Origin of the sequence: Fictibacillus arsenicus (assembly GCF_001642935.1) — a bacterium.
Lineage (GTDB): Bacteria > Bacillota > Bacilli > Bacillales > Fictibacillaceae > Fictibacillus > Fictibacillus arsenicus_B.
This window is the reverse complement of the sequence record NZ_CP016761.1, coordinates 620,164-642,863: the sequence shown is the minus strand read 5'-3', so window position 1 is coordinate 642,863 and position 22,700 is coordinate 620,164. Positions and strand designations below refer to the sequence as shown.

The 22,700-nt window shown below is 38.6% G+C and carries 23 protein-coding genes and 1 pseudogene; 12 read left to right on the top strand and 12 right to left on the bottom strand.

Annotated features, from left to right (window positions below; translation table 11 throughout):
• Window positions 1–122: 122 nt before the first annotated feature.
• The 5 genes from ABE41_RS03555 to ABE41_RS03535 form a co-directional block, all read right to left on the bottom strand.
• The gene (locus ABE41_RS03555; RefSeq protein ID WP_066286568.1) at window positions 123–971 is read right to left on the bottom strand and encodes a Cof-type HAD-IIB family hydrolase; all 849 of its coding nucleotides are present in this window, start codon (window positions 969–971) and stop codon (window positions 123–125) included.
• A 153-nt stretch (window positions 972–1,124) separates the two neighbouring features.
• Entirely contained in the window at window positions 1,125–1,493 is a 369-nt protein-coding gene (locus tag ABE41_RS03550) for a YlbF/YmcA family competence regulator (protein ID WP_066286567.1), read from the bottom strand.
• Between the two features lie 50 nt (window positions 1,494–1,543).
• On the bottom strand, window positions 1,544–2,680 hold the full coding sequence (locus tag ABE41_RS03545) for a DUF445 domain-containing protein (RefSeq protein WP_066286565.1): 1,137 nt from the start codon (window positions 2,678–2,680) through the stop codon (window positions 1,544–1,546).
• Window positions 2,681–2,761: 81 nt separating this feature from the next.
• The gene (locus tag ABE41_RS03540; protein WP_066286561.1) at window positions 2,762–3,463 is read right to left on the bottom strand and encodes a Dph6-related ATP pyrophosphatase; all 702 of its coding nucleotides are present in this window, start codon (window positions 3,461–3,463) and stop codon (window positions 2,762–2,764) included.
• 24 nt (window positions 3,464–3,487) lie between these two features.
• Window positions 3,488–4,093 carry a polysaccharide deacetylase family protein gene (locus ABE41_RS03535; RefSeq protein WP_253805427.1) on the bottom strand — a complete coding sequence of 202 codons (606 nt, stop codon included), beginning with the start codon at window positions 4,091–4,093 and terminating at the stop codon, window positions 3,488–3,490.
• Between the two features lie 129 nt (window positions 4,094–4,222).
• On the opposite strand from ABE41_RS03535, the gene ABE41_RS03530 reads away from it, so the two are divergent.
• The 6 genes from ABE41_RS03530 to ABE41_RS03505 all read left to right on the top strand — a co-directional run bounded on the left by ABE41_RS03530 (window position 4,223) and on the right by ABE41_RS03505 (window position 10,171).
• Window positions 4,223–5,104 (top strand): PucR family transcriptional regulator, encoded by an 882-nt coding sequence (locus ABE41_RS03530; protein ID WP_066286558.1) that lies wholly within the window; start codon window positions 4,223–4,225, stop codon window positions 5,102–5,104.
• A gap of 129 nt (window positions 5,105–5,233) precedes the next feature.
• The gene (locus tag ABE41_RS03525; RefSeq protein ID WP_066286556.1) at window positions 5,234–6,256 is read left to right on the top strand and encodes a hypothetical protein; all 1,023 of its coding nucleotides are present in this window, start codon (window positions 5,234–5,236) and stop codon (window positions 6,254–6,256) included.
• On the top strand, window positions 6,253–7,185 hold the full coding sequence (locus ABE41_RS03520) for an ABC transporter permease subunit (protein WP_066286555.1): 933 nt from the start codon (window positions 6,253–6,255) through the stop codon (window positions 7,183–7,185). The genes ABE41_RS03525 and ABE41_RS03520 overlap by 4 nt, the downstream gene beginning before the upstream one ends.
• Before the next feature lie 134 nt (window positions 7,186–7,319).
• Window positions 7,320–8,417 (top strand): ABC transporter ATP-binding protein, encoded by a 1,098-nt coding sequence (locus tag ABE41_RS03515; protein ID WP_066286554.1) that lies wholly within the window; start codon window positions 7,320–7,322, stop codon window positions 8,415–8,417.
• Between the two features lie 325 nt (window positions 8,418–8,742).
• On the top strand, window positions 8,743–9,525 hold the full coding sequence (locus ABE41_RS03510) for a transporter substrate-binding domain-containing protein (RefSeq protein ID WP_066286552.1): 783 nt from the start codon (window positions 8,743–8,745) through the stop codon (window positions 9,523–9,525).
• Window positions 9,518–10,171 carry an amino acid ABC transporter permease gene (locus ABE41_RS03505; RefSeq protein ID WP_066286550.1) on the top strand — a complete coding sequence of 218 codons (654 nt, stop codon included), beginning with the start codon at window positions 9,518–9,520 and terminating at the stop codon, window positions 10,169–10,171. Before ABE41_RS03510 ends, ABE41_RS03505 begins: the two co-directional genes overlap by 8 nt.
• Before the next feature lie 34 nt (window positions 10,172–10,205).
• Here ABE41_RS03505 and ABE41_RS03500 read toward each other — a convergent pair whose 3' ends face one another.
• Both ABE41_RS03500 and ABE41_RS03495 read right to left on the bottom strand, forming a co-directional pair.
• Complete coding sequence (locus tag ABE41_RS03500; protein ID WP_066286547.1) at window positions 10,206–10,454, bottom strand: hypothetical protein; 249 nt, start codon at window positions 10,452–10,454, stop codon at window positions 10,206–10,208.
• Window positions 10,455–10,535: 81 nt separating this feature from the next.
• Window positions 10,536–10,727, bottom strand: a complete 192-nt coding sequence (locus tag ABE41_RS03495) for an alpha/beta-type small acid-soluble spore protein (RefSeq protein ID WP_066286545.1) — start codon at window positions 10,725–10,727, stop codon at window positions 10,536–10,538.
• Between the two features lie 169 nt (window positions 10,728–10,896).
• On the opposite strand from ABE41_RS03495, the gene ABE41_RS03490 reads away from it, so the two are divergent.
• The gene (locus ABE41_RS03490) at window positions 10,897–11,205 is read left to right on the top strand and encodes an ArsR/SmtB family transcription factor (protein WP_066294557.1); all 309 of its coding nucleotides are present in this window, start codon (window positions 10,897–10,899) and stop codon (window positions 11,203–11,205) included.
• 339 nt (window positions 11,206–11,544) lie between these two features.
• Here the strand turns inward: ABE41_RS03490 and ABE41_RS03485 are convergent, their stop codons facing one another.
• Window positions 11,545–13,062: an aldehyde dehydrogenase family protein gene (locus ABE41_RS03485; protein WP_066286543.1), complete on the bottom strand. Its 1,518-nt coding sequence runs from the start codon at window positions 13,060–13,062 to the stop codon at window positions 11,545–11,547.
• A 144-nt stretch (window positions 13,063–13,206) separates the two neighbouring features.
• Between ABE41_RS03485 and ABE41_RS03480 the strand changes: the two are divergent.
• The 4 genes and pseudogenes from ABE41_RS03480 (at window position 13,207) to ABE41_RS03465 (ending at window position 16,346) form a co-directional block, all read left to right on the top strand.
• A pseudogene (locus ABE41_RS03480) lies at window positions 13,207–13,983 on the top strand (SDR family NAD(P)-dependent oxidoreductase).
• A 194-nt stretch (window positions 13,984–14,177) separates the two neighbouring features.
• Entirely contained in the window at window positions 14,178–15,416 is a 1,239-nt protein-coding gene (locus ABE41_RS03475) for a DUF2157 domain-containing protein (RefSeq protein WP_066286541.1), read from the top strand.
• Window positions 15,409–15,930, top strand: coding sequence for a GDYXXLXY domain-containing protein (locus ABE41_RS03470; protein WP_172827326.1), 522 nt, complete (start codon window positions 15,409–15,411; stop codon window positions 15,928–15,930). The genes ABE41_RS03475 and ABE41_RS03470 overlap by 8 nt, the downstream gene beginning before the upstream one ends.
• An 80-nt stretch (window positions 15,931–16,010) precedes the next feature.
• On the top strand, window positions 16,011–16,346 hold the full coding sequence (locus ABE41_RS03465) for a protein YmzB (protein ID WP_066286539.1): 336 nt from the start codon (window positions 16,011–16,013) through the stop codon (window positions 16,344–16,346).
• A 47-nt stretch (window positions 16,347–16,393) separates the two neighbouring features.
• Here ABE41_RS03465 and ABE41_RS20480 read toward each other — a convergent pair whose 3' ends face one another.
• Both ABE41_RS20480 and ABE41_RS20475 read right to left on the bottom strand, forming a co-directional pair.
• On the bottom strand, window positions 16,394–16,888 hold the full coding sequence (locus ABE41_RS20480) for a methyl-accepting chemotaxis protein (protein ID WP_083207635.1): 495 nt from the start codon (window positions 16,886–16,888) through the stop codon (window positions 16,394–16,396).
• A gap of 9 nt (window positions 16,889–16,897) precedes the next feature.
• Window positions 16,898–17,713, bottom strand: a complete 816-nt coding sequence (locus ABE41_RS20475) for a protoglobin domain-containing protein (RefSeq protein ID WP_083207634.1) — start codon at window positions 17,711–17,713, stop codon at window positions 16,898–16,900.
• Window positions 17,714–17,886: 173 nt separating this feature from the next.
• On the opposite strand from ABE41_RS20475, the gene ABE41_RS21195 reads away from it, so the two are divergent.
• Window positions 17,887–18,039, top strand: coding sequence for a hypothetical protein (locus ABE41_RS21195; RefSeq protein WP_172827325.1), 153 nt, complete (start codon window positions 17,887–17,889; stop codon window positions 18,037–18,039).
• A gap of 225 nt (window positions 18,040–18,264) precedes the next feature.
• Here the strand turns inward: ABE41_RS21195 and ABE41_RS03455 are convergent, their stop codons facing one another.
• Entirely contained in the window at window positions 18,265–20,295 is a 2,031-nt protein-coding gene (locus ABE41_RS03455; protein WP_066286538.1) for an ABC transporter ATP-binding protein, read from the bottom strand.
• A 2-nt stretch (window positions 20,296–20,297) separates the two neighbouring features.
• On the bottom strand, window positions 20,298–22,055 hold the full coding sequence (locus ABE41_RS03450; protein ID WP_066286536.1) for an ABC transporter ATP-binding protein: 1,758 nt from the start codon (window positions 22,053–22,055) through the stop codon (window positions 20,298–20,300).
• Window positions 22,056–22,700 lie beyond the last annotated feature (645 nt).

Below are 22,700 nucleotides of genomic sequence, written 5' to 3'. Positions count from 1 at the left end.
CCGGAGCGCATAAATCTCTCCGAACGAGCATAAATCCTTCCCATACTCCCGTGAACCGCCATTTTCACAACAAAAAAACTCTTCCTGGACAATATACATCCAGAAAGAGCTCTCATCTAACCTTATTTCATCGTTTGGAAACGCATTTGCTTTCGGAATACTTCTTTTACCATGTACGGAACGCCTAGCTGATCGTTCGTGCGTGTGATCCACTTCGCCTTCTTTTTTACTTCATCAGGTGCATTCGCCATCGCAACGCCAAGTCCCGCGAATTCGATCATATCCAGATCATTGTAAGAATCGCCGATTGCCACCATTTCATTCGGCGCAATTCCAAGCTTTTCACCTAAGAAACGCAGTGCATTCCCTTTTGTAACTTTTTTCGCTGTGATTTCCAAATTGCATTTCGTTGAAGAGGAGTACTCAAAGTCTGGGATTTGTTCTTTCAAATACTTAATAGCTGATTCACATTCTTTTTCATCAAAAAACTGAACATCCATCTTAGGCGGTGAAACTTCTTGTGATAATACGTAATCTCCGAGGTTCTCTGTAAAAGAAACAGGATAAAACAGTGGATCGCCAGTGCTTAATGTTAACTTTGCAACAAGCTGGCTTTTTTGTTTCAGCTGATTTCCGATTGAAAAACGTTCATGAACAACTCGCATATGACATTCATAGTTCTCAAGAATATCTACAATTCTGTAGGTATCCTCCACGGACAGCCGGCTTTCCTGGAGCGGTTCGTCAAGAGATGAAGCAATGAAACCGCCATTATGGCTGATGAGATAATTGTTGATCTTTAGTGCCTTGGCTATCTTTTGTGTAGATGGAAAGCTCCTTCCCGAAGCGAGTGTGACATAGACCCCTTTTTGCTGCACATAATCAATGGCTTCTTTCGTTTCTTTATCGATGCGGAAATTGCTTCGCAGTAGGGTTCCGTCGATGTCAATCGCCAGTAAACGGTATACCATGTTGCTCCCCCCATTTCGCGAAAATAAAGTATAAGAACTCGAGTTAAGTCTATGACCTTTAAACATGCTTTAGAACGCTGACAAGCCTATAAACTTATACACATACAAAAACCCCTGTTTCTATTTAAGAAACAGGGGTCAGTCTGCGAACAATTATTGCTGTTGTCCATCTTCTTCAACCATTGGACCATAAAGCTCTTCCAGCGGTTTTGTAATAACTTTATTCAGATCATTAATGATCATGCTCATGCGCTGTTCAGCAGCCATAAGCTTTGAGATTGTCTCGTTTTGCTGAACGTCAGCAAATAGCTTTTGAGCTTCTTCAATCTCTTCTTGCGTAACTTCTTGGCCGCTCATTTGCTTCTGCTGAAGATTTACTTGAATATCGCGGAATTTGCCAAATAGTTCTTTTGTTTCCGGATTACTATTAACTTCATCATAGCTATTTTTTAAAGCTTGGAAGTCTTCACTGTTTCTTAATGCTTTTTCTAGATCGTATGCAACATCATATACGTTTGCCATTGGTAAAATACCTCCCATGAATTAAAGTACGGTACCCACTATAACAGACTCTATAAAAATAGTACAAGAATACCCTGAAACAGACCGATAATTCCGCCTAAAAGGGCTCCGAGCCACGTAATCATTTTCAGTTCACTTTTAGCGATCGATATAATGATTTCCTCTAATCGCTCAAGTGAAAATGTTTCAACTTGCTCTTCCACAATTTTGGCCAGATGCATCTTTTCAAGAAGTACGTCAAGCCTTGCTGCAAATAGATCCAGCCCTGCAGCAACGGCTTTTGGTGTTAGTTCATCAATCAGCCAGTTTTCAAACGTTTCTGCCAGAGTCCTGACAGGTGTGTTTAAATATTCTTCGATCGGCAGCCTTTGCGCGATTTCTTTTGCAAGACCTGCTGTAATGTCAGGCATGTTCAAAAGAGCAACGGCTTCTCCCATTCTTTTTTCCATAAAACCCCGATATTCTTGCTGAAGTAGTTTAAGCAATGTCTCACGGGTATTTTCATGTTTTAAGAACTTCATAAGTTCTGGCTGTACTTTTTCAGCAATACTTACGTTTCCGAAGAACATGGAAACCATATTTACAAGCATTCCTTTATCCATCAGAAATGCATCTATTCCGCTTGCTAAAGCCTTTCTGCCTTCTGTACTCTCTAAATAGAGCACACCTCTGTTTAATAGCCAGTCCACAACTTCCGGAAGCTTTTCCTCACCGGCGGCTACAAATTTTTCAGGCAGAACATCTTTCATTTCTTTGCTGTTTGATTCTTCGAGCATTTTATTCATTCTGTTCGCAAGCCAGGTTTCAGTCGTTGTTTGGATACGGCTTTGAACATCTTCAACACCAAAGTCTTTTTTCAACAATTCTTGTATCGTAATGTCGCTTTTTAAAAAGCGTTTAACCTCACCTTGAACCAGTTCAGTCATCTCTGAGCGAAAACCGGAGTCATTGATTTTCGTCTGCACTCCCTCAGCTGTCAGAAGATGCTTTGTAACCGTTTCTCCTAACTGAACAGCTAACTGATGCCTTCGTTTCGGAATGAGTCCAGGAGTAAAAGGCACTTTGAATTTACCAATATATAACGTATTAAATGGCCGGAAAAGCATCTTTATAGCAATTAAATTTGTCAAACCGCCAATAAATGCTCCGACAACGATCATGATCGTCAATGTAAGCCACATATTCATATATCATTCTCTCCATTACTGCTTAATCTATTTTCTAAGTATACGCCATTATAAAAGCTGCAAGCAATTTGGACCTAAGCCTTACTTTTTATCACCATTGTCCAAAAGCAAATCTACATAATAAAAGCGGTCCTCACCGGTATACATATCTTTTGCGAGCCTGTACTCACCTAGCTTATACGCAATAGGAAAAGAAAAGTTCGGTCCGTTAAACACATATGTATGAAACTCTCCATTTTCTCCGCATATATCATGTTCTGGCGGATAATCCATTATAAAATGTTCATCTATCACTCTTCCAGAAAAGGACAAATCTATTTTAAATGTATCTACGCAGCAAACTACCGTTTTAAAACCATTTTCCACAAATTCATTTATCAGCTTTTTCGAGTCTTCTCCCCAAATAGGAAAAACAGGGGTTAGTCCTGTTCCTTCTAGCATCTTCTCACGATAGGCTTTAACATCCTCTAAAAAAATGTCACCAAACATGATGTAAGAAATCCCATCAGCTATTATCCCTTCAACCGCTTCTTCCATTCGCTGCCGATAGACTTCATTTGGACATTCACGCGGAATCCAAACCTTTCGAAGGGGAATGCCTAAAGCTTTTGCCTGCTCCTCCAACAAATCATTCCTGACTCCATGCATGGTTGTTCTGTCGTAGTCTTCCGTTAATGTGGTTAATAAAGAATCAATCTCCCACTCACCCGATTTTTGTAATTTATGCAAAGCTAAAACAGAGTCTTTTCCCCCGCTGAATGATACTGTAATTTTTTTCTTCATATAATCCTCTGTCTTTAATTTATTTTATAAAGGAGGCAGTTCGAACGAATAGCCTTCCGCTTTCAGATCTGTTATCAGTTCATCTAGAATGGTCACAGTTTGCTTTAGTTCATGAAGCAGAATCACTGAACCGTCCTCAGCATAATTAAGGATATTATGAACAATATGAACCGGACTTTCTTTATGCTCCCAATCCAGTCCCGCTACTTCCCATAAAAACGGTGTAACACCTAACATTTTTAAAACTTCAAGTGTATCTTCATTAAACTGGCCATATGGCGGACGGAAATACTTCATCTGCTGACCGGTTAATTGTTCAATATGCCGTTTATTTGATGTAATATCGTGGAGCTGTTCCTCATGGCTAAGTCTAGTCAAATCTCTATGCCGCAGTGAATGGCCGCCTATTAAGTGGTCATCATCTAACAACCTCTTCCACGGTCGGTGTTTATGCAGCAATCGGGACTGCCAAAAGAACATCGCTTTTACTTCATGCTTCTTTAAAATATCTAAAATCGGAACCAAAACCGAAGAAGGTCCATCATCGAAAGTCAGAATCAGAGATTTTGATGAATGATGATCCCAGTCTCGTTTATTCGTCCATATTTCTTTATTCTCCCAGTCGTACACGACCGTTGATGAAGTTACTCAAGGGCATTTTTTCATCTCTCTCCTCCTGTTCCTTCAATTCCGTTTTTTAATACAGCATAACATTGCTATAATAATAACAAGCTTTTCCTTGAAAGGATATGAAATAGGATGCTCAATAAATTAAAGAATCACTATAGAGAGGCGTTAACTACTGACCTTTCAAATCAATCGGGGTACATGTGGTTCACTACACATACTGGAGAACCATTTGGCATAAAGCAATCTGCACTTTCAGAATCAGAAGTACAGCTGCTGCAAAGTATGTTTGATACATATGAGAATGAGTCAGTTCTTCAGTATACACCTGTTCAGTTAAAGTGGAAGAAAATCCTTTCAGGTGAAAACAAAGTTAACGATCAAGGATTCTATCGTTTTATTCATTTCTTCAGCAAACAGCCCATTCTTGATTACACCTCTTTCTCAGAGGCTGTCAGTGGACTTTTTCCTGAAGAAGCTGTTCTGCTTTTAAATGAAGGCAACAAGAGCGGAGTAATTATTGAAACATCTAAACAAGAGTTTAATGACACACCTTACGAAGCTTTGAAAGATACGCTGTCTACTGATTTCTACATGGATTTGTCAATCTATATTGGTTTATTTCAATCAGATCTAGCTTTGGCAAAAGAAATATATGATCGTGAAAAAAATGACTTTTTAAGCGTTAAAGGTTTTTTGCAGCCCAAAGCGGTTTATACCATTGCCGATCTTTTACCCCTGATGCTGCTTCAGACAGCGAGTCCCAACACACACAAAACATTGACAGGGCTGCTGGCCGAATGGACGGAAGAAGACAAAGAAACTGTTAATACAATTAAAGTTTTTGTTGAATGCAACATGAACATATCACTTGCAGCAAAGAAGCTATACATTCACCGCAACAGCCTGCAGTATCGAGTGGATAAGTTCTTTGATCGAACAGGGATCGATGTAAAACAGTTTAAGAATGCTCTTTCTGTATACATGGCCATATTGTCACTGGAACAGTTATAAATAATTTTGGAACGTGACCGCTTCTAATAAAAGAAGCGGTCATTTTTTTACAAAAAAAAGGAATATTTATATCTTTCTAGAATTCTTAAAACATTAAAGAGATAGAAGAATTAGGGGGATAAAAATTTTATGAAATATGTAAAACAGCCCTATTTTTTATGCGGTTTTTTGATATTACTGACCATCCTAATCGGAAGCTTTATTCTTTCTGCTATAAAAGAACCTAGTACCCCATCTCAAATTTTATACGATGATAGCGGCAATATTATCGATAAAGCACCTTTTAAACCGAATGATAAATACCCGCTTGGTTCAGATCAAGACGGAAATAATTATCTGCACGTCTTGGTAGAAGGAGCGAAATACACATTAGGGCTTGTCATACTAGTTACTTTAGGAAGGATGCTATTGTCTGTCATTGGTGCATTTATTCTTCTAGCCGTCCCAGATTTTTTTAAAAAAGTATTGAGCCATTTATATAATATTTTTTACTTTGCTCCACTATCTATCTTTGCTTATTTATTAATAGCACCAGTTCTCATTGTATTTAGCTGGAGCTACTCTGATCTCACACAATTTACTGTGACCATGATCGTATTAATTTGCCTAACTCTCCCTATTTTGTCTTTACAAATCGCTAATGAGATTTCTATTTTAGCGAAGGAGGAATATATTCAAAACGCACACCTCTTAGGAGGCGGGATGGTACATATTTTTTATAGACATATCCTTCCTTGTCTTTCTCCTAAACTGCTGCTTCTTACAGTACAACAAGCTGGGCAGACTCTGTCTATTATCGCCCATCTAGCGTTTTTGAAAATTTTCATCGGAGGGTTTCATGAGATTACCTATACTGCAACAGGTCCTTCCAACACTGAAATTACTTATATGAGAACTTTTTCAGATTCACATGAATGGGGCGGATTAATTGTTCAAAACTGGCCTGCTTATTATGCAGCCCCCGTTTTAGTAATAGCCCCTGTTTGCTGCTTTGTCATTTGTATTATAGCTATTAACCTAATGGTTTCCGGGATTGCAAGAGCTGATCAAAATTCTTACAAAAAGATAAAAAGAACAAAAACATTAATCGTGCCAGAAGCAGAATCTCCTTCTTTTGTTCCATTAAAAGATAGAGGAGTGAATGCATCATGATGAGCCTGCTATGGAAACTGGTTCTCTTTTTACTGCTGTCTTTAACCGGAATCATTTTATTTACATCATTGCCTGTTTTAATTTTCGATTATTCTATTTTGATGAACAACACTAGATTAATTGATACTGGCCAAATGACAAATAACTCTTTTTTAGTCAACTCTATTGTTTTTCAGCCTTTAGCTTATTGGGATCAGATCAAAACTACAGTGATTCAACTCATTGATATAACGAACACCACTTTTTACAATGGTGGAATTAATAAGCCTCTGCTGCCCATGTTAATGGAAGTATATCCACAATCGATTACCTTTTTAATAGGAGGACTTTTCTTAAGTTTATTATTTGGCATTTCATTTACAATTCTGTATATGATTTTCCCTATTTTCGTCAGAAATTTTATTAAAAAGTGTATTCTGGCTATAGAGACCTTGCCTGACGTTTTCGTCATCATTCTCGTGCAATTGGCAGTTATATGGGTTTATAAAAATACAGGACTGCTTATGTTCAATATTGTAAATGTGTACAAGACAAAAGCTTATTTTCTTCCCACTCTTGCAATATCTATCCTCCCGACACTGTATGTAATTAAGTACCTAATCTTAACGATGGAGGAAGAATCAACTAAGATATATGTGGAATTCGCAAAAGGAAAAGGATTAAAGAATATATACATATTACTTGCTTATGTGTTGAAAAATACGGCAGCACAGTTGTTTGGCCAGCTAAAGAATATATTCTGGATTCTTCTTTCTAATTTGCTGATGCTTGAAATTATCTTTAATATTTACGGCATTACCCGATTCGTAGCGGATTATGGTGTGGAAAACCCCCACCTTGCTGCAATCTGTTTAATCGCTATATTCCTGCCATTCTTTGTTCTCTTTGCTGCTGGAAGCCTATTAATTAGGAGGCTCGATCCCAGATAGCCCTTCTCCCTCTTTGTGCAGTTTGCATAAAGAGGCTTTTTTATTTTGGGCAAGTCGTCCATTTACGCTCGGGTAATGAAAGCGTAAACTTAAAACATCAAGAAAACGTTTACATCGGAAGGGGATTTTTGAAAATGGCAGAAATTAAGTTAAATAACATCGTTAAACGATATGACAACAAAGTAACAGCTGTACATGACTTCAACCTTGATATTTCTGATAAAGAATTTATCGTATTCGTAGGTCCATCTGGCTGCGGTAAATCTACGACTCTTCGTATGATCGCTGGTCTTGAAGAAATTTCTGAAGGTGAGCTAGTAATCGACGAGCGCGTTGTAAACGATGTTGCACCAAAAGACCGTGACATCGCGATGGTATTCCAAAACTATGCACTATATCCTCACATGAACGTATATGACAATATGGCATTCGGCCTTAAGCTGCGTAAGTTCAGCAAAGACGAAATCGATAAGCGTGTTAAAGAAGCAGCTCGTATTCTTGGTCTTGAACAATACTTAGATCGTAAACCTAAAGCTCTTTCAGGTGGTCAGCGTCAGCGTGTTGCACTTGGACGTGCAATCGTTCGTGATGCAAAAGTATTCTTAATGGATGAGCCTTTATCTAACTTGGATGCTAAACTACGTGTTCAAATGCGTGCAGAAATCACGAAGCTTCACCAGCGTCTGCAAACAACTACAATTTATGTAACGCATGACCAAACAGAAGCAATGACGATGGCGACTCGTATCGTTGTTATGAAAGACGGACGCATCCAGCAAGTTGGATCTCCAAAAGAAGTTTATGACACGCCTGAAAACATCTTCGTTGGCGGATTTATCGGAAGTCCTGCGATGAACTTCTTGAACGGAACTTTAGAAGATGGTTTCTTTAAGATCGGTGACATGAAGATCGCAGTTCCAGGAGGCAAGATGAAAGTCCTTCAGGATAAAGGCTATACAGGGAAAGAAATCGTACTTGGTATTCGCCCTGAAGACATTCATGATGAGCCTGTATTCTTAGAATCTTCTTCAAACACGAAGATTGATGCGAAAATCGATGTTGCTGAATTAATGGGTGCTGAAACTTTCCTTTACTCAACAGTAAGCGGACAAGATTTCATTGCACGTGTTGATTCTCGTACGGATATCCGCAACGGACAAAGCATTTCTCTTGCATTCGATATGAACAAAGCACATTTCTTTGATAAAGAAACAGAACTTCGCATTCGTTAAGATACCTTTTTAAAGAGCCCTGCTATTTGAAGCAGGGCTCTTTTATTTGCTAAAGTATCTCACTACCATGAAATGGAAAAAATATATGGTGAGGTCCTGTTTTTATGTGATAACTCTCCATTTTTATGTGATTAATGCCTATTTTTATATGATTGTCCGTAGTTTTTATGTGATTAAGTATACCCAGTCAAGAAATAGAACAAAATTCCCTGTTATTTTTTTCTTTCTCGGGGAAAATGTTTAATGATTGACGAAAAAGAAAAGGGTTATTACAATTAATTCTATAAAAATTGTCGGGATTAACTCTCGACTAGGAGGACTTCTATTGAAAAACACACTTAAATTTATGCTGGCAATAGCCCTTTCAGCTATTCTTTTATCAGCATGCGGCACATCTGATGAATCTAAGGATAGCGGCACTGATAAAGATAAAAAAGTTTTGACGATTGGTACCGAAGCTACATATCCGCCATTCTCATACCGTGATAAGAAAACGAATGACATTACCGGTTATGACGTTGAAGTAGCGAAAGAAGTAGCAAAAAGACTTGATATGAAACCAAAATTTGTAGCGACAGAGTGGAAAAACATGTTTACGTCACTCGACTCAAAGCGTTTCGATCTTGTTGCAAACCAAGTAACGATTACAGATGAAAGAAAACAAAAATATGTTTTCTCAGATCCATATACGGTTTCAGGCGGTCAAGTAATCGTAAACAAAGACAATAATGATATTAAAAGTATTGATGACTTAAAAGGAAAAGTAGTTGGAACGACACAAGGAAGCAACTATGCAGCAGAAGCTGAAAAAGCTGGAGCAAAAATAAAGTATTACAAAGGTATCGCACAAGTTTTAACCGACCTTGATGTCAATCGTGTTGATGCAGCAATGAACGATCAGCTGTTCATCTTAACGGAATTAAAGAAAACCGATTATAAAGTAAAAGCTGTAGGTGAACCATTCAACAAGAACGAAATGGCATTCGCGTTCCGAAAAGAAGATAAAGAACTTACTGAAAAAGTAAATAAAGCTCTTGAGGAAATGAAAAAAGACGGCACTTTAAAAGAGATCTCTGAAAAGTATTTTGGAGAAGATGTAAGTGAATAACCTATCAGAGATTCTGATCAACTCCCTCCCCTATTTGCTGGAGGGAGCTGTTTTTACTATCCTCATCAGCTTATTTTCTATTTTGGGAGCTCTTATCTTCGGGCTCGTCATCGCCTTATGCAGAATGTCATCAAGCAAGATTCTATCGGGATTTGCTAAAGGATACATTTCCTTTTTTAGAGGAACGCCATTATTAATTCAATTACTGATTCTTTATAACGGATTTACATTTATTTATGTACCCCAGGGTTGGCAAGCTGCACTAGCCGGTTTGATCCTGCATTTCAGTGCATATATCGCTGAATCCTATCGCGGCGCCATACAATCTATTGAAAAAGGACAATGGGAAGCTGCCTTTTCATTAGGAATGAACCGGTATCTGACATATAAAGAAGTCATTTTGCCGCAAGCGTGGCGAATATCGATTCCTTCTGTATGGAACTCCTTAATCGATATTGTAAAAGCTTCATCTCTAGCGTCAGTCATAACGGTTCCAGAGTTAACACTTATGGCAGATCAAATCAGTGCATCACAGCTGATTGTATTGCCCGTGTTATTAGAAGCGGCGGTTATTTATTGGATTTTAACTTCTTTACTGGATGGTTTAAGAGTTTTAATGGAACGCAGAATCAGAATAAGCGAATAGCCTTCATGTCCTTAGGCAAGGATATGAAGGCTGCTTATTGCCATTCTCCAATAAAAAAAAGAACCTCCTGATGACAGGCATCACAATAAAAGACATGCGGGCATTGACTGTCTTTAAAATCTGTTGGATAGCCATCTTCCAGCTTCAGTTCATCCACTTCCATGTAAGGACTGTAATCATCAAAAAAATCACTTACTCTTCCCTGATCTTGGACAGCTCTTCCACATTCAGGACAGCGGACATTTATCGTTTGAAAGTTATTGCATATCGGGCACATTGCCATAACATTTTACTCCTTTTTCGTATATCCTTTATAAAAAGGAGTGGATTACTCCACCCCTTTACAGCCATGATTTGTATAGTGTTAGCGAGATCCGCCTAATTGTTGTTGTGCCATCGCAACTAAACGCTTCGTCATCTCCCCGCCGACAGAACCGTTAGCACGTGCTGTTGTATCTGGTCCAAGTGTTACACCGAACTCAGATGCAATTTCATACTTCATTTGATCGATAGCCTGCTGTGCACCAGGTACCACTAATTTGTTTCGTCTTGCCATTTTGTTTCACCCCCTTATTCATATTGTGTTTCCTTCACAAATTCTGTATGCGCTGTTCTTCCTGGCAATTTATAGTGTTCTTCCCACACAAAAAGGATTTTTTCATTATTGGTTTGAATGGTTTATACTGAGTTATAGGAAGTTGAAACGAAACGAAGTTGGTGAAATGATGTCGAATGAATATGCAGTTGAAATGTTCCGTAAAACAATCCCTTTATTTCAAGCACTTGGTGATCCCGTCAGGCAAGATCTTGTTTTACTTTTAGCTGAAGCAGAAAAAATGAACGTAACAGATATAGCAAACCAATCACCCATGTCACGTCCGACTGTTTCCCATCATCTAAAAATTTTAAGGGAAGCTGGAATCGTTGGAACAGAAAAACGGGGAAAAGAAATCTTTTACTTTTTAACGCTGGATCAAACGGTTGTGCAGCTTAAACAACTGATTAACATCATTGAACAAGAATGTATTCTATAAAAGGTCTTTATAAAAAATTGTCGGCTTCTAGCTTATTTTGTTCTTTTTCTTCATTGATAAGTTGATTGGAGAGCAAGGTGCGTGCCTACCACTTGAGAAGCTTCTCGTTAGGCACGCGACGAGGAAGCTTACATCGGTAGCATATACTTGTAGACGCAGGAGCAAGGATACTTCCATGAAGCGGACAGGTGAGACTCCTAAAGGCGCAAAGCGCGAGGAGGCTCACCGCACGCCCTGCGGAAAGCGAACATCCTGGAGCGGAAATCAACCACTTTCAAGAGCAACATTGTTAACGAAAACAGCCTAAAAAAAGCGACTCAGCTCTATGCTGAATCGCTTTTATTTTTTAAGCAGCTGTTTATAGAATGAACGTAATAGCTCTGCCTTTTGTTTGTTATTTGAAAAATATGCCTGTATAAGAGTCCGTACTTTTTTATATTTATTCTGATAAGGATACCAGTTAATCTCTTTTTGCTTAATGCCAGGATCTTTCATAACCGACATTTGCCGGCAGAAAGTATATAGTCCTTCATCACCATGATATCTACCGGTGCCGCTGCTTTTGACGCCCCCAAACGGCAGATGAGGATTTGCTACCGAAACAAGAACATCATTAATCACGGCATTACCTGTAACAAGTTTTGACGTAACGCGGTTCGCTTTTCCGTTATCTTTCGTCCAGACACTTGCATTTAAGCCGAATTCCGTATTATTCGCCTTTTGAATCGCTTCTTCCTCTGTAGTAAAAGCAATGACTGGCATTACAGGACCAAACGTTTCTTCCCTGACAACTTTCATGTCTTCCGTGATATTTGTTAATATCATTGGCTCGATATACATGCTATCCCCCCAATTATCAGGGTGTTGGCCAGTCAGCAATAATGCTCCTTTATCGATCGCGTCCAGCACATGATCTTTTATGATATCTTTTTGCTGATGAAAGGTTAAAGAACCAACGTCTTCACCCATCTTCAGCTTTTTCGTTTCCTCTACAAGACGGTCTATAAATTCTCCATGAACCGAGCTTTGAACGTATACACGCTCCACTGACATACATACTTGGCCAGCGTTAGTAAAGGAGCCCCATATCGCACCATGAACAGCCCTTTTTAAAGGGGCATCTTCAAATACAATCATCGGATCCTTTCCCCCAAGCTCAAGCGTGTATGGAATAAACCTCTTGCTTGCTTCTATCCCGATTTTTCGTCCAGTTTCAACAGATCCTGTAAAAAATATACTGTCCGGTGTCGCCGAAACAAGTTCTTGACCGAGTTCTTTACCGCCATGCGCAACTTGCAGCAGGTTTTTAGGCAGATTAATTTCCCTTGCGATTTTTTCTATTAATAAACCAATGGTAGGAGTCACTTCCGAAGGTTTTAAAATCACTGAATTACCAGCAATTAAGGCTGATATAACAGGTGTCATGGAAAGCTGAAACGGATAATTCCATGGAGAGATGATTAAAACCGTTCCTAAAGGAAAATAATCCACATAAGAAGACTTTCCTACAAAAAGCAGCGGTGTTGATACCCTTTTTCGCTTTAATATTTTTGGTGCGCGCTTTTCATAGTGCTGCAGAATATCAATGACTGGCATAAGATCTGCAGTCAGAGCTTCTGTCTTCACTTTCCCTGTTGCTGAACATATTTCTTCAACGATTTCATCCATATGATCCAGAAGATACTGCTTCATTTTCGTTATAAAAGAAAGCCTGGTTTCCAAAGAACGGCTGGACCAAAATTTAAATGCTGACGATGCTTTCTCATACATTTCAGGAACTTGCTGTATATCCGTTTCGAGCCATTGATCAATCGTTGCTCCTGTTGCAGGATGTTTTGCAATCAATACGTTTTTCATGTTGCGCACCTCCTTTTATCAAAATATTCATACATCTTTCATCATACCTTTTTTGAGGCTTTTTGTTTATTTATTTTTTAAATATGTGTTAATATGTCGATATACTTAAACATATAAACATAAATTATAAGGAGCCAAACCTTTATGAATAAAACAGTATTAATTACCGGTGCTTCAAGCGGAATCGGCCTAGAGTTTGCTTCATTTTTTGCTAAAGATGGTTACCATCTCGTGCTTAATGCCAGAAACGAATCAAGACTTCAAGAGATCGCTAATGAACTAACAGCGACGTATGGTGTAAAAGTTACAGTTGCTGCAAAAGATTTAAGTATTCTTGAAAGTGCAGATTAATTAACATCCGAACTCGCCTCAGCTGGCATTGAAGTTGAAGTGCTCATTAATAATGCTGGTTTTGCAGCATACGGACCTTTTAATGAGACATCTTGGAAAGAAGAAAAAGATATGATTCAAGTAAATATTATGGCTTTAACAGCCTTAACAAAACAGCTTCTTCCCGGAATGATCAAACGCAATTCCGGAAAAATCTTAAATGTAGCCTCAACCGCTGCGTTTCAGCCTGGGCCATTAATGGCTGTTTATTATGCAACTAAAGCATATGTACTTTCATTTTCAGAAGCTGTTAACTACGAACTAAGAAATACTAATGTCAGTGTAACCGCTCTTTGTCCAAGAGCTACAGCAACAAACTTCGAAAAAAGAGCGAGCCTTGAGTCATCAAGACTATTTCAGTCAGGAGCTATGGACGCCCATAAAGTTGCCCTAGAGGGATATAAAGCTTTGATGGAAAAGAAATCACTAGAGATTCCTGGTTTTAAAAATAAAGCTTTAGCTAACTTGGTTCGCTTCCTGCCTCGAAAGTCCGTATTAAAAATTGTTCATTATGTTCAAGATAAAAAGTAACCTTTGATAGGAACAGCCGACTTTTAGGCTGTTCCTAAAATTTTATATCGACAATAAATAGTTCGAATTAAATCCCAATTTTGTTTCTTGATAGCCAAATTGCCTTAGTGTAATATTACACTTATAGAGAACTTTTAATTTTCTAATCTGAATCCATAAATGCTTACATATACTTTTGGTGAGGTGGGGATAAGATGAACCAAAAATGGATGAAACAAGAAGGACAAAAATGGGTAGAAGAAAAAATTATTACATCTGACCAGCTTGATTTAATCGTTGCCCGTTATCCAGATTCAAAAGAAATGAAAAAATCTACTGGGATTTTACCTGTTTTAGCAAGCATATTAATCGCAATCGGTATTTTATCGTTTATTGCATCAAATTGGGGTGACATCCCTCCCTTAGCAAGGCTGGGTCTTTTAGTAATAATCATGATCAGTTTCTATGCAGCCGGTGATAAATATCTTAAAAAAGGGAATGAAACTCTGGGAACATCGCTTAATCTTCTTGGAATCGTGACCTTTGGAGCAAGTATTATTTTGTTAGGTCAAACTTTTCACCTGACTGCCACAGATGCAAGGCTTTTTGTGTTTTGGAGCTTACCCGCCGTATTCTATTTATTTCGAGACAGACACAAGCTGTATTTCTTTCTTTTAGCTGTATTAACAATAGGCGGACAGTTGTACAGCATGGGGGAATTTAATAACTTTAGTTATTTTCTTTTTGTTATCTTTTTGATTAGTATTGGAGGTTTTGTTTTTTTATACCCAAGAACATTGGAAACCTGGCTTTTTACAATCGGATTAAGTATTCAAGCATTCTTGTTAGTTATTATTGAAGATCTAAACCTGCTATGGTTCTTCTTGTTCGGGTTTGCTCTATATACAGCTGGCATGTGGATTAATAAATCGTTATTTAAACAATCGTTTAAACGGATGGGGTCTTTAATCGGATTTGCTTTTGCGTACGGTTTGTATTTCACGCTCACAAATGAATTTTTATCAGATTTTGAATTTCCGAACCCTGCGTTTTACCTGCCTGCTTTGATCGCTATTTTTGCCTTAGCAATTCTCGGAAAAAGAAAAGAAAGCATTTATCTGCCTTCATGGGAATTAATCATCTTCGTTCCCTATTTCTATTTAGCGAAAGTGGCAGATCCACTGCTGACTGGTCTTTTGTATCTAGTTGTTATGTTTGCATACTCTGGTTTCATGCTGGCAGAGGGGTACAGGAACGAAAATCGCTCGCAAATTAATTTTGGAATCGTTCTGTTCTTGCTTGTATGTTTAATGGGGTACTTTAACCTTGCATGGGCCTTCATGCCGAAATCAATGTTTTTCTTAATCGGCGGTATTCTGTTATTTATGCTTAATGGTTTCCTTCAGCGCAAGAAAAAGCGAATTCTGAAAAATGGAGGGCCGCATCATGAATAAAAAAAGAGGCTGGATCATAGCGGCTATACTTCAAGTTTTATTTTTACTATTTATCGCCGGAAGCTACTACAGCATCGATTATTTTGGCAAAGATATCAAAATAAAAACCGTTCCCGTAGATCCTAGAGATATATTATACGGCGATTATGTTACTCTTCGTTTTGATATCAGCAATGTTCCTGTTTCTAAATGGAAAGGCGAAACACACTTATTAGCAAGCAGACAGCGTACCGCATTTGTTGTGCTAGAAGAAAATAAAGAAGGTTATTATGAAGTTCAAAGTGTATATCCTGATAAACCTGAAGTAAAAGATCATCAGGTTATATTAAAAGGGCAGGCTGAAAGAATATGGGGAGATACTTCTGAACAGATGCAGATCAATTATGGAATAGAACGGTATTATGTAGAGGAAAATACCGGGAAAACTTTAGAGCAGCAAGCAAGCGACATGGTTGTTACAGTAAGAGTCGCACCTTGGGGAACATTTAAGATTACAGATATAAAGCCTCGTTGATTCAAAGCCTCTTTTAAAAGGGGCTTTTTCTTCGGTTTAAGATTACGGATTACGGGAAAATTGATAATGAGGTGAAAACAATGTCTGATACTAAAATAATTGAACTTAAAGATGTAATTAACGGCTGGGCTGGAAATCAAATTTCAATACGCAAGGAAGAAACAGGAGATATTGATCAAATAAGGATTTCCCTTCAGAAGGCAACATTCGAACAGCGAGATGCAGAAGATGAATATCTAGGAGACCACATATTGTTTTTACACGGAACAGCTTATGCAGCTGAAGAAGGCAGTCAAGTAGAACTTCCTGCAATAACATACGAAATCCCAATTGACGGAATAACGGACATAAGACTTGATTCGGATATCGTATCCTTTGAAACAAACAGAGCTCAATATGTAGTAAATAAAAATTAGGGCTGTCCCAAAAGTAAGGTAACTTACTTTTGGCAGCCCCTCTTTTTTTAGTCTTGCATGCTTCTTGTTACATCTGAAAGTGAGTCAGCAGAAATAGCGATTTGTCCTACTGCATGGCTGAGTTCTTCTACTACTTCTGCCATTAATTCAACTTCATTTTCAAGTTTCCCGCTTCTCTCCGTGCTTTCATCCATTTTTGATAAAATCGCATTAAAGAAATCCGTTATCTCCGTAGCTTCAGAAACACTGTCATTAATGAAGTGATGGATGCTTGCTACAGATTCCGAGACAGCCTCAATCCTTTTATGAGTATTTTTCACAAGATCTGATACACCAGACACTGAAGTTTTAGTCTGTTCAGCTAATTTTCTGACTTCATGAGCAACAACCGAGAACCCTTTACCTGCTTCTCCAGCTCTCGCCGCTTCAATTGCGGCATTCAGTGAAAGAAGGTTCGTTTGTTCAGCAATAGCTGTTACAATATCAACCACATCATTGATTTTAACGGTTGCCTGTTCAAGGTTTACGAGCTCTGCAGAAATCTGTTCAGACTACTCTTTTACTTTATTGATCATCTGCTGGTGCTCTTCGAGTTTATTTTTACCTGCTAGTGAATTCTTTGAAACTTCTCCCGCTGATTCAGCTGTATCCTTTGCGAAAACAACAACTTCGTCTGCTTTAGACGTGAGTTCTTGCAATGCAGCACTTGTTTCCTCTGAGATGCTTGCCAGCTCTTCTACTGAATTGCCCACAGATTGGGTGATCTGCTGTTTCTGTTCCTCGTGACGTGTTCTTTCTTTAATCTGTTCAAATTCAAAAGCTTCTAAAACAATCTGCTGTTCGAAATTCAAGATTTTCGTGACTACTTTGACCGCACGCTGATATTCAGTTTTACTCTCAATGTTCTTATCTAAAATTGAAAGAATCGAAAGCAGCATATCTTGAAAAGAACAAATATACCATTTAGGCTGTAATCCTATTTTAAAGTGAATGTGGGCAATTACTCTTCTTTGGTCTATATATATATCATCAATGACACCATCAAACATTTCTTGAATATGTTTGATCAGTGTAACTTTCAAACGGTTGACTGAACTGTGTTTTTGAATAATTTGCAGAAGACCTGGAACGTGTTCAATATTTTTATAAAACTGATCCACAATTTCCTCAATGTTTTCTGAAATTAAGGGCTTTAGCGACCTGATAAGAGACAGATCTTCCAGTGTAAGAGAAATCATGTTTAATTGCTTCTGCCACTCACTGTCTGACGGTACGTTAATTTTCACTTCATTAATAAAATCATTTGATAAATTCAGCACAGAGTTTTTTTCAGCTTTTTTAGTTAAGATGCTCAAGATCGAAGCCATTGTCTTTTCCTTCTTCCTTTATAATCACTTATTTAATCTAATCCAAAATTTAGCGAATCGATGTGACTTTTATCACATTTTGTCACTACTATGTTTTATCGACAACAAAAAGGGTATCTTCAAGTAAGCAAAAATAACTATTATTAAAAATAATGAAACGAGGAGTGGTTCACATGTGGAAAAAAAGATGGGCAGCCGGTACTTTGGCAGCGATGTTAACATTAGGTGGATTAACTGCTTGCGGTGATGGCGTCGATCAGGATAACGGTGTAGATGACGGCGAACAAAACGATGAAATGGATGAAAAGAATAAAGAAGAAAATTAATACAAGAAAAAGAGCTGGCTCAACCTCGGTTGAATCAGCTCTTTTTTGTAATTTACGGTACGTGTTCTTTTATTTATTACACGTTCGCCCAAGAATGGCTGTTTACGCTCAGAATACGGCTAGTTACGCTCAAACTGCTCGAGCTACGCTCAAAATCCATCCCGTTTCGCTCAAAATCACCTTATCTGCGCTCAAAAAAATCTATTTACCATATCTACAGAGCAATTAAGCTGTTTTTTCAGCACGTTTTTCTGTCTTTCCTTGCTGAAGCTGATACATTTGGAAGTATCGTCCTTTTTGCTCCATCAGTTCATCATGATTTCCGCGTTCCACAATTACACCGCGGTCTAGAACGAGGATCTGGTCTGCACTCTTAATCGTTGAAAGGCGGTGAGCAATAATGAACGTAGTTCTTCCCCGCTTCAATACATCAAGTGCCTCCTGAATGACAGCTTCTGTTTCAGTATCAATACTTGCTGTTGCTTCATCCAGTATTAAAATCGCCGGATTATATGCAAGTGCTCTAGCAAATGAGATCAGCTGTCGCTGTCCTGAAGAAAGCGTACTTCCCTTCTCAATAACCGGTTCATCCAACCCTTTTGGAAGGTTATTAATAAAAGGCATTGCCCCAACATCAGTTAATGCTTTTTCTACTTGTTCCCTCGTAATTTCGGGATTATCAAGGCTAACGTTAGATGCGATCGTTCCTGTAAACAAGAAAGGATCTTGAAGAACAATCCCCATATGCTGACGCATTTCTTGTTTTGACAGTTCCATGATATCCTTGCCGTCAATCATAATTTTGCCCTGCTTAATGTCATAAAAACGGAAAAGCAAGTTCATGATTGAACTCTTTCCAGAGCCGGTATGGCCAACAAGTGCTACTGTTTCACCTTGATTTGCTTCAAAGTTAATATTTTTCAGCACAGGTTCTCCATCCACATAGCTGAAAGTAACGTCCTTGAATTCTACATTTCCTTTATAACGAGCGATTTCGTTCTCCGTAACCGTCTGACCTGGTTCATCCATTAATACAAAAACCCTCTCAGCGGAAACGAGTGCCTGTTCTAGTTGAGCAAGCTGATTCACCATCCCTGTAACGGGGTGGAACATTCGGTTCAAATAATCTACAAAAGCATAAAGAACCCCTATTGAAATAGCTGATCCCACACCAAGTGCCTGACCTCCAAAGTGCCAAATAAAGGCCATGAATGCAAGGTTTTTCAGGAATAATACTAGATTGTGTCCTGTCATGGCATTCAGACTTAACAGTTTGTTTTGAAACGTGAAGTATTCTTTATTCATTGTCTCAAACTCTTCCGTTGTTTCCCTCTGTCTCTTAAATGCCTGAATGATAGTCATACCGTTTATTGACTCATTTATCATTCCATTTATATCACTGAGTGTAGAACGGATTTTATGATTATACTTTGATGCAAACTTGCGGTAAATCTTAATCCAAACTACCAGTATCGGTACTAGAATCAAACAGATCGTTGCAAGCTTAACATCCAGCAAGAACAATGCTGTAAAGATACCTGTCAGATAGATGATTCCCGTAAAGAAGTTCGCAAGTACGTTTATAAAAAGTTCTTTTATCGCTTCAGTATCGTTTGTTATGCGAGAAACGATTTTACCTGCTGGCTGATTATCAAAATACGTGATCGCTACTCGCTGTACGTGAGCAAATACGTCCTGGCGAATTTTTTTGATAACCAAGTTTGATGATCGCTGCAGCATATAGCGCTGACCATACTGAAAGAATGCTGCGAATATAAGCAACCCTAAATAGATCATCATAAGCTTCATGATCCCTGCAATTTCAGGTTCATAGAAAGAGAATGTTTCCCCTAGACTCAGCTTATCCGCCAGGTAAGTTTCAGATTTTCCTTTATAAGAAATCGTCACTTCTCCATTTTCAGCTGATCGTTCACCGGTAATTGAAACAGGCTGATCAATTACAAAATAATCACGTTTCACCTGTACAACCCGTATTTCTTTTCCTTTATTTTCTCCCTGATCAAAATGATCACTTCGTTTATACCAGTTTCCATCGTACTTCACTGCCGCTTTTTCTTCTTCACTCACCTGATACCATGGTTTTTCAATACCAAGAATATGATCGTCAATCATTGTTTTAGCGATAAATGGTCCAGTCAGTTCAGCTGCTATTGCAACAGTCAGCATGAGCAATCCTAGAATGAAGTTCTTTTTATATTGAAGTGCGTATTGAAACAGGCGCTTTCCAACGTTCATGGCTACACCGCCTTATTATCATTTAAGTTTTGTTCGATTTGCTGGCGTTCATGCTGCTCTTTATACCAGCCATCTCGTGCAATCAAATCCTCGTGTCTGCCTTCATCCACGATCATTCCGTCATCAATGACGATGATCCAGTCTGCGTGTTCAACTGCAGATAATCTGTGCGTTGTAATAAATGTCGTTTTACCCGCACGTTCTTTACGAATATTTCCTATAATAGCCGTCTCTGTTTTTGCATCAACTGCAGAAAGCGCATCATCGAGAATTAATATTTCAGGATCAACACATAACGCACGGGCGATAGAAACACGCTGTTTCTGTCCGCCTGATAAAGCTACACCTTTTTCTCCAACAAGGGTATTTAAGCCTTCAGGGAGATACTCAACATCATTTTTAAATGATGCCATCTCCATAACATGGTTCAGTTTATCCGTATCTGCTAAACTATTACCGAACAATATGTTTTCCTGTACGGTTTTAGAAAATAGAATCGCATCCTGCGGTACATACCCGATCCAGCCTTGAAGATCCTCTAAGGCGATATCTTCAATGTCAACACCAGAGAAGCTGATTCTCCCTTCACCAACAGGATATTCTCTCAGCAATTGCTTAAGCAATGTTGTCTTACCGCTTCCGGTACGTCCTACTATTCCGAGTGTTTCACCTTTCTTAACCGTAACATTAATATCTTTTAAGTTATGAGACTCTGATGAAGGATATCGGAACGTGACATCCTCAAATTTAATCGTTCCCGGATCTGATAAAGGAACAAGATCCTCACGATTTTTAACATCTGCTTCATATGCCAGCGTTTCATTTACCCGATCGAGTGAAGCACTTCCGCGTTCCATAACATTGATCAATTCACCCACTGCAATCATCGGCCAGATAAGCATACCTAGATAGACGTTGAAGGTAACAAGTTCTCCAAGGGTAATCGTATTATGAAAAACCATGTATGCTCCATAACCTAATCCGATCAAATAGCTCATCCCTACAAGAATCTTAATGGTTGGCTCAAAAAGAGCATCGATCCTTGAAACAGCAAGGTTCTTTTCAAAAACGTCTTCGGTTACTTTATTGAAGCGTTCTACATCCGCTTCTTCCTGTACATAAGCACGGATAACACGGACTCCTTGAATACTTTCCAGAACCGAATCGTTCATTTCACCAAAAGCATCCTGTGCAACCGTAAAACGCTGATGCACTTTTTTACCGTACTTTTTAATAATAAATGCAATAACCGGCAGCGGAATAAGAGCTGCAAACGTCAATTTCCAGCTGATCATAAATCCCATTACAAACAAGATCGTAAGCATGAAAAGACTCGAATCAACGAGTGTTAAAATTCCGAATCCTGCAGTCATTGAGATGGCTTTTAAATCGTTTGTCGCACGTGCCATCAAATCTCCTGTTCTATTTTTCTCAAAAAATGTAGGAGTCATTTTTAATAAGTGACGCATGAATCTTGAACGCATCGTTCGTTCTATAATAAAAGCGCCTCCAAAAAGCTGGTACATCCAGATGTACATCGTGATATACATCGATACCAGTACTGCCACAAAAATTCCAAGAGTTTTCATCATATCTTCTCTAGTGATCGTACCCATATGAATGGAATCTATTGTATTTCCTATTAGTTTAGGAGGAATAATCTCAATAATTCCAACACCGGTTAACAGAACAACCGCCACCGTATACCGTATCCAATGCCTCTTAAAAAACCAGGCTAACTTCCCTAAAACCGAAAACATATCGTTCTCTCCTCTCTATCTCGCTGTCTTCTATTAAACAATTTGTAAAAACTGAGCTACCCAAAAAGTGTATGATCCTTGCGTTCTAGCCACACCATTAACACTCCATTTTCCATTTCCTTTACCTCCAGATTTTTATGGGCTGTTTCCGTAAAACTTTGTTGCTCTTGAAAGTGGTTGATTTCCGCTCCTGGTTGCTCGCTTTCCACGGGGCGTGCGGTGAGCCACGAAAGTACTGCTCCTGCGTCTGCGAGAAAATTCTGCTGAAGCGGGCTTCCTCGTCGCATGCCTTACGAGAAGAATACTCAGGTAGCTGGCACGCTGATCCCGTAGGAGTCTCACACCTTGCTCTCCAATCAACTTGTCAATGAAGTGAATGGAAAAAAGAGCAAAAGCAACAATCTTTTCAGAGAACAGCCTTTTTATATATTGCAAAAGAAGAGCAGCCTCTTCGTGCAAATGAAAATAAAAAAGCATACCACTCGAAGGCGATATGCTTTAATAACCATAAAAAAACACACGTCACGACTGGAGTGACCTGCGTATTGAATATGTATAGAGATCGGACAAAACTAAGAGAAAGGAATCCTAATACAACTCTTCCGGCAGGCCATGATATGAAATTGTAGAGTCTTTGCCCATTGC

Coding starts and splice junctions, on each gene's coding strand:
- ABE41_RS03555 (WP_066286568.1), bottom strand. CDS start 971: ATGGTATACCGTTTACTGGCGATTGACATCGACGGAACCCTACTGCGA.
- ABE41_RS03550 (WP_066286567.1), bottom strand. CDS start 1,493: ATGGCAAACGTATATGATGTTGCATACGATCTAGAAAAAGCATTAAGA.
- ABE41_RS03545 (WP_066286565.1), bottom strand. CDS start 2,680: ATGAATATGTGGCTTACATTGACGATCATGATCGTTGTCGGAGCATTT.
- ABE41_RS03540 (WP_066286561.1), bottom strand. CDS start 3,463: ATGAAGAAAAAAATTACAGTATCATTCAGCGGGGGAAAAGACTCTGTT.
- ABE41_RS03530 (WP_066286558.1), top strand. CDS start 4,223: ATGCTCAATAAATTAAAGAATCACTATAGAGAGGCGTTAACTACTGAC.
- ABE41_RS03525 (WP_066286556.1), top strand. CDS start 5,234: ATGAAATATGTAAAACAGCCCTATTTTTTATGCGGTTTTTTGATATTA.
- ABE41_RS03520 (WP_066286555.1), top strand. CDS start 6,253: ATGATGAGCCTGCTATGGAAACTGGTTCTCTTTTTACTGCTGTCTTTA.
- ABE41_RS03515 (WP_066286554.1), top strand. CDS start 7,320: ATGGCAGAAATTAAGTTAAATAACATCGTTAAACGATATGACAACAAA.
- ABE41_RS03500 (WP_066286547.1), bottom strand. CDS start 10,454: ATGGCAATGTGCCCGATATGCAATAACTTTCAAACGATAAATGTCCGC.
- ABE41_RS03495 (WP_066286545.1), bottom strand. CDS start 10,727: ATGGCAAGACGAAACAAATTAGTGGTACCTGGTGCACAGCAGGCTATC.
- ABE41_RS03490 (WP_066294557.1), top strand. CDS start 10,897: ATGTCGAATGAATATGCAGTTGAAATGTTCCGTAAAACAATCCCTTTA.
- ABE41_RS03485 (WP_066286543.1), bottom strand. CDS start 13,062: ATGAAAAACGTATTGATTGCAAAACATCCTGCAACAGGAGCAACGATT.
- ABE41_RS03475 (WP_066286541.1), top strand. CDS start 14,178: ATGAACCAAAAATGGATGAAACAAGAAGGACAAAAATGGGTAGAAGAA.
- ABE41_RS03470 (WP_172827326.1), top strand. CDS start 15,409: ATGAATAAAAAAAGAGGCTGGATCATAGCGGCTATACTTCAAGTTTTA.
- ABE41_RS03465 (WP_066286539.1), top strand. CDS start 16,011: ATGTCTGATACTAAAATAATTGAACTTAAAGATGTAATTAACGGCTGG.
- ABE41_RS20475 (WP_083207634.1), bottom strand. CDS start 17,713: ATGGCTTCGATCTTGAGCATCTTAACTAAAAAAGCTGAAAAAAACTCT.
- ABE41_RS21195 (WP_172827325.1), top strand. CDS start 17,887: ATGTGGAAAAAAAGATGGGCAGCCGGTACTTTGGCAGCGATGTTAACA.
- ABE41_RS03455 (WP_066286538.1), bottom strand. CDS start 20,295: ATGAACGTTGGAAAGCGCCTGTTTCAATACGCACTTCAATATAAAAAG.
- ABE41_RS03450 (WP_066286536.1), bottom strand. CDS start 22,055: ATGTTTTCGGTTTTAGGGAAGTTAGCCTGGTTTTTTAAGAGGCATTGG.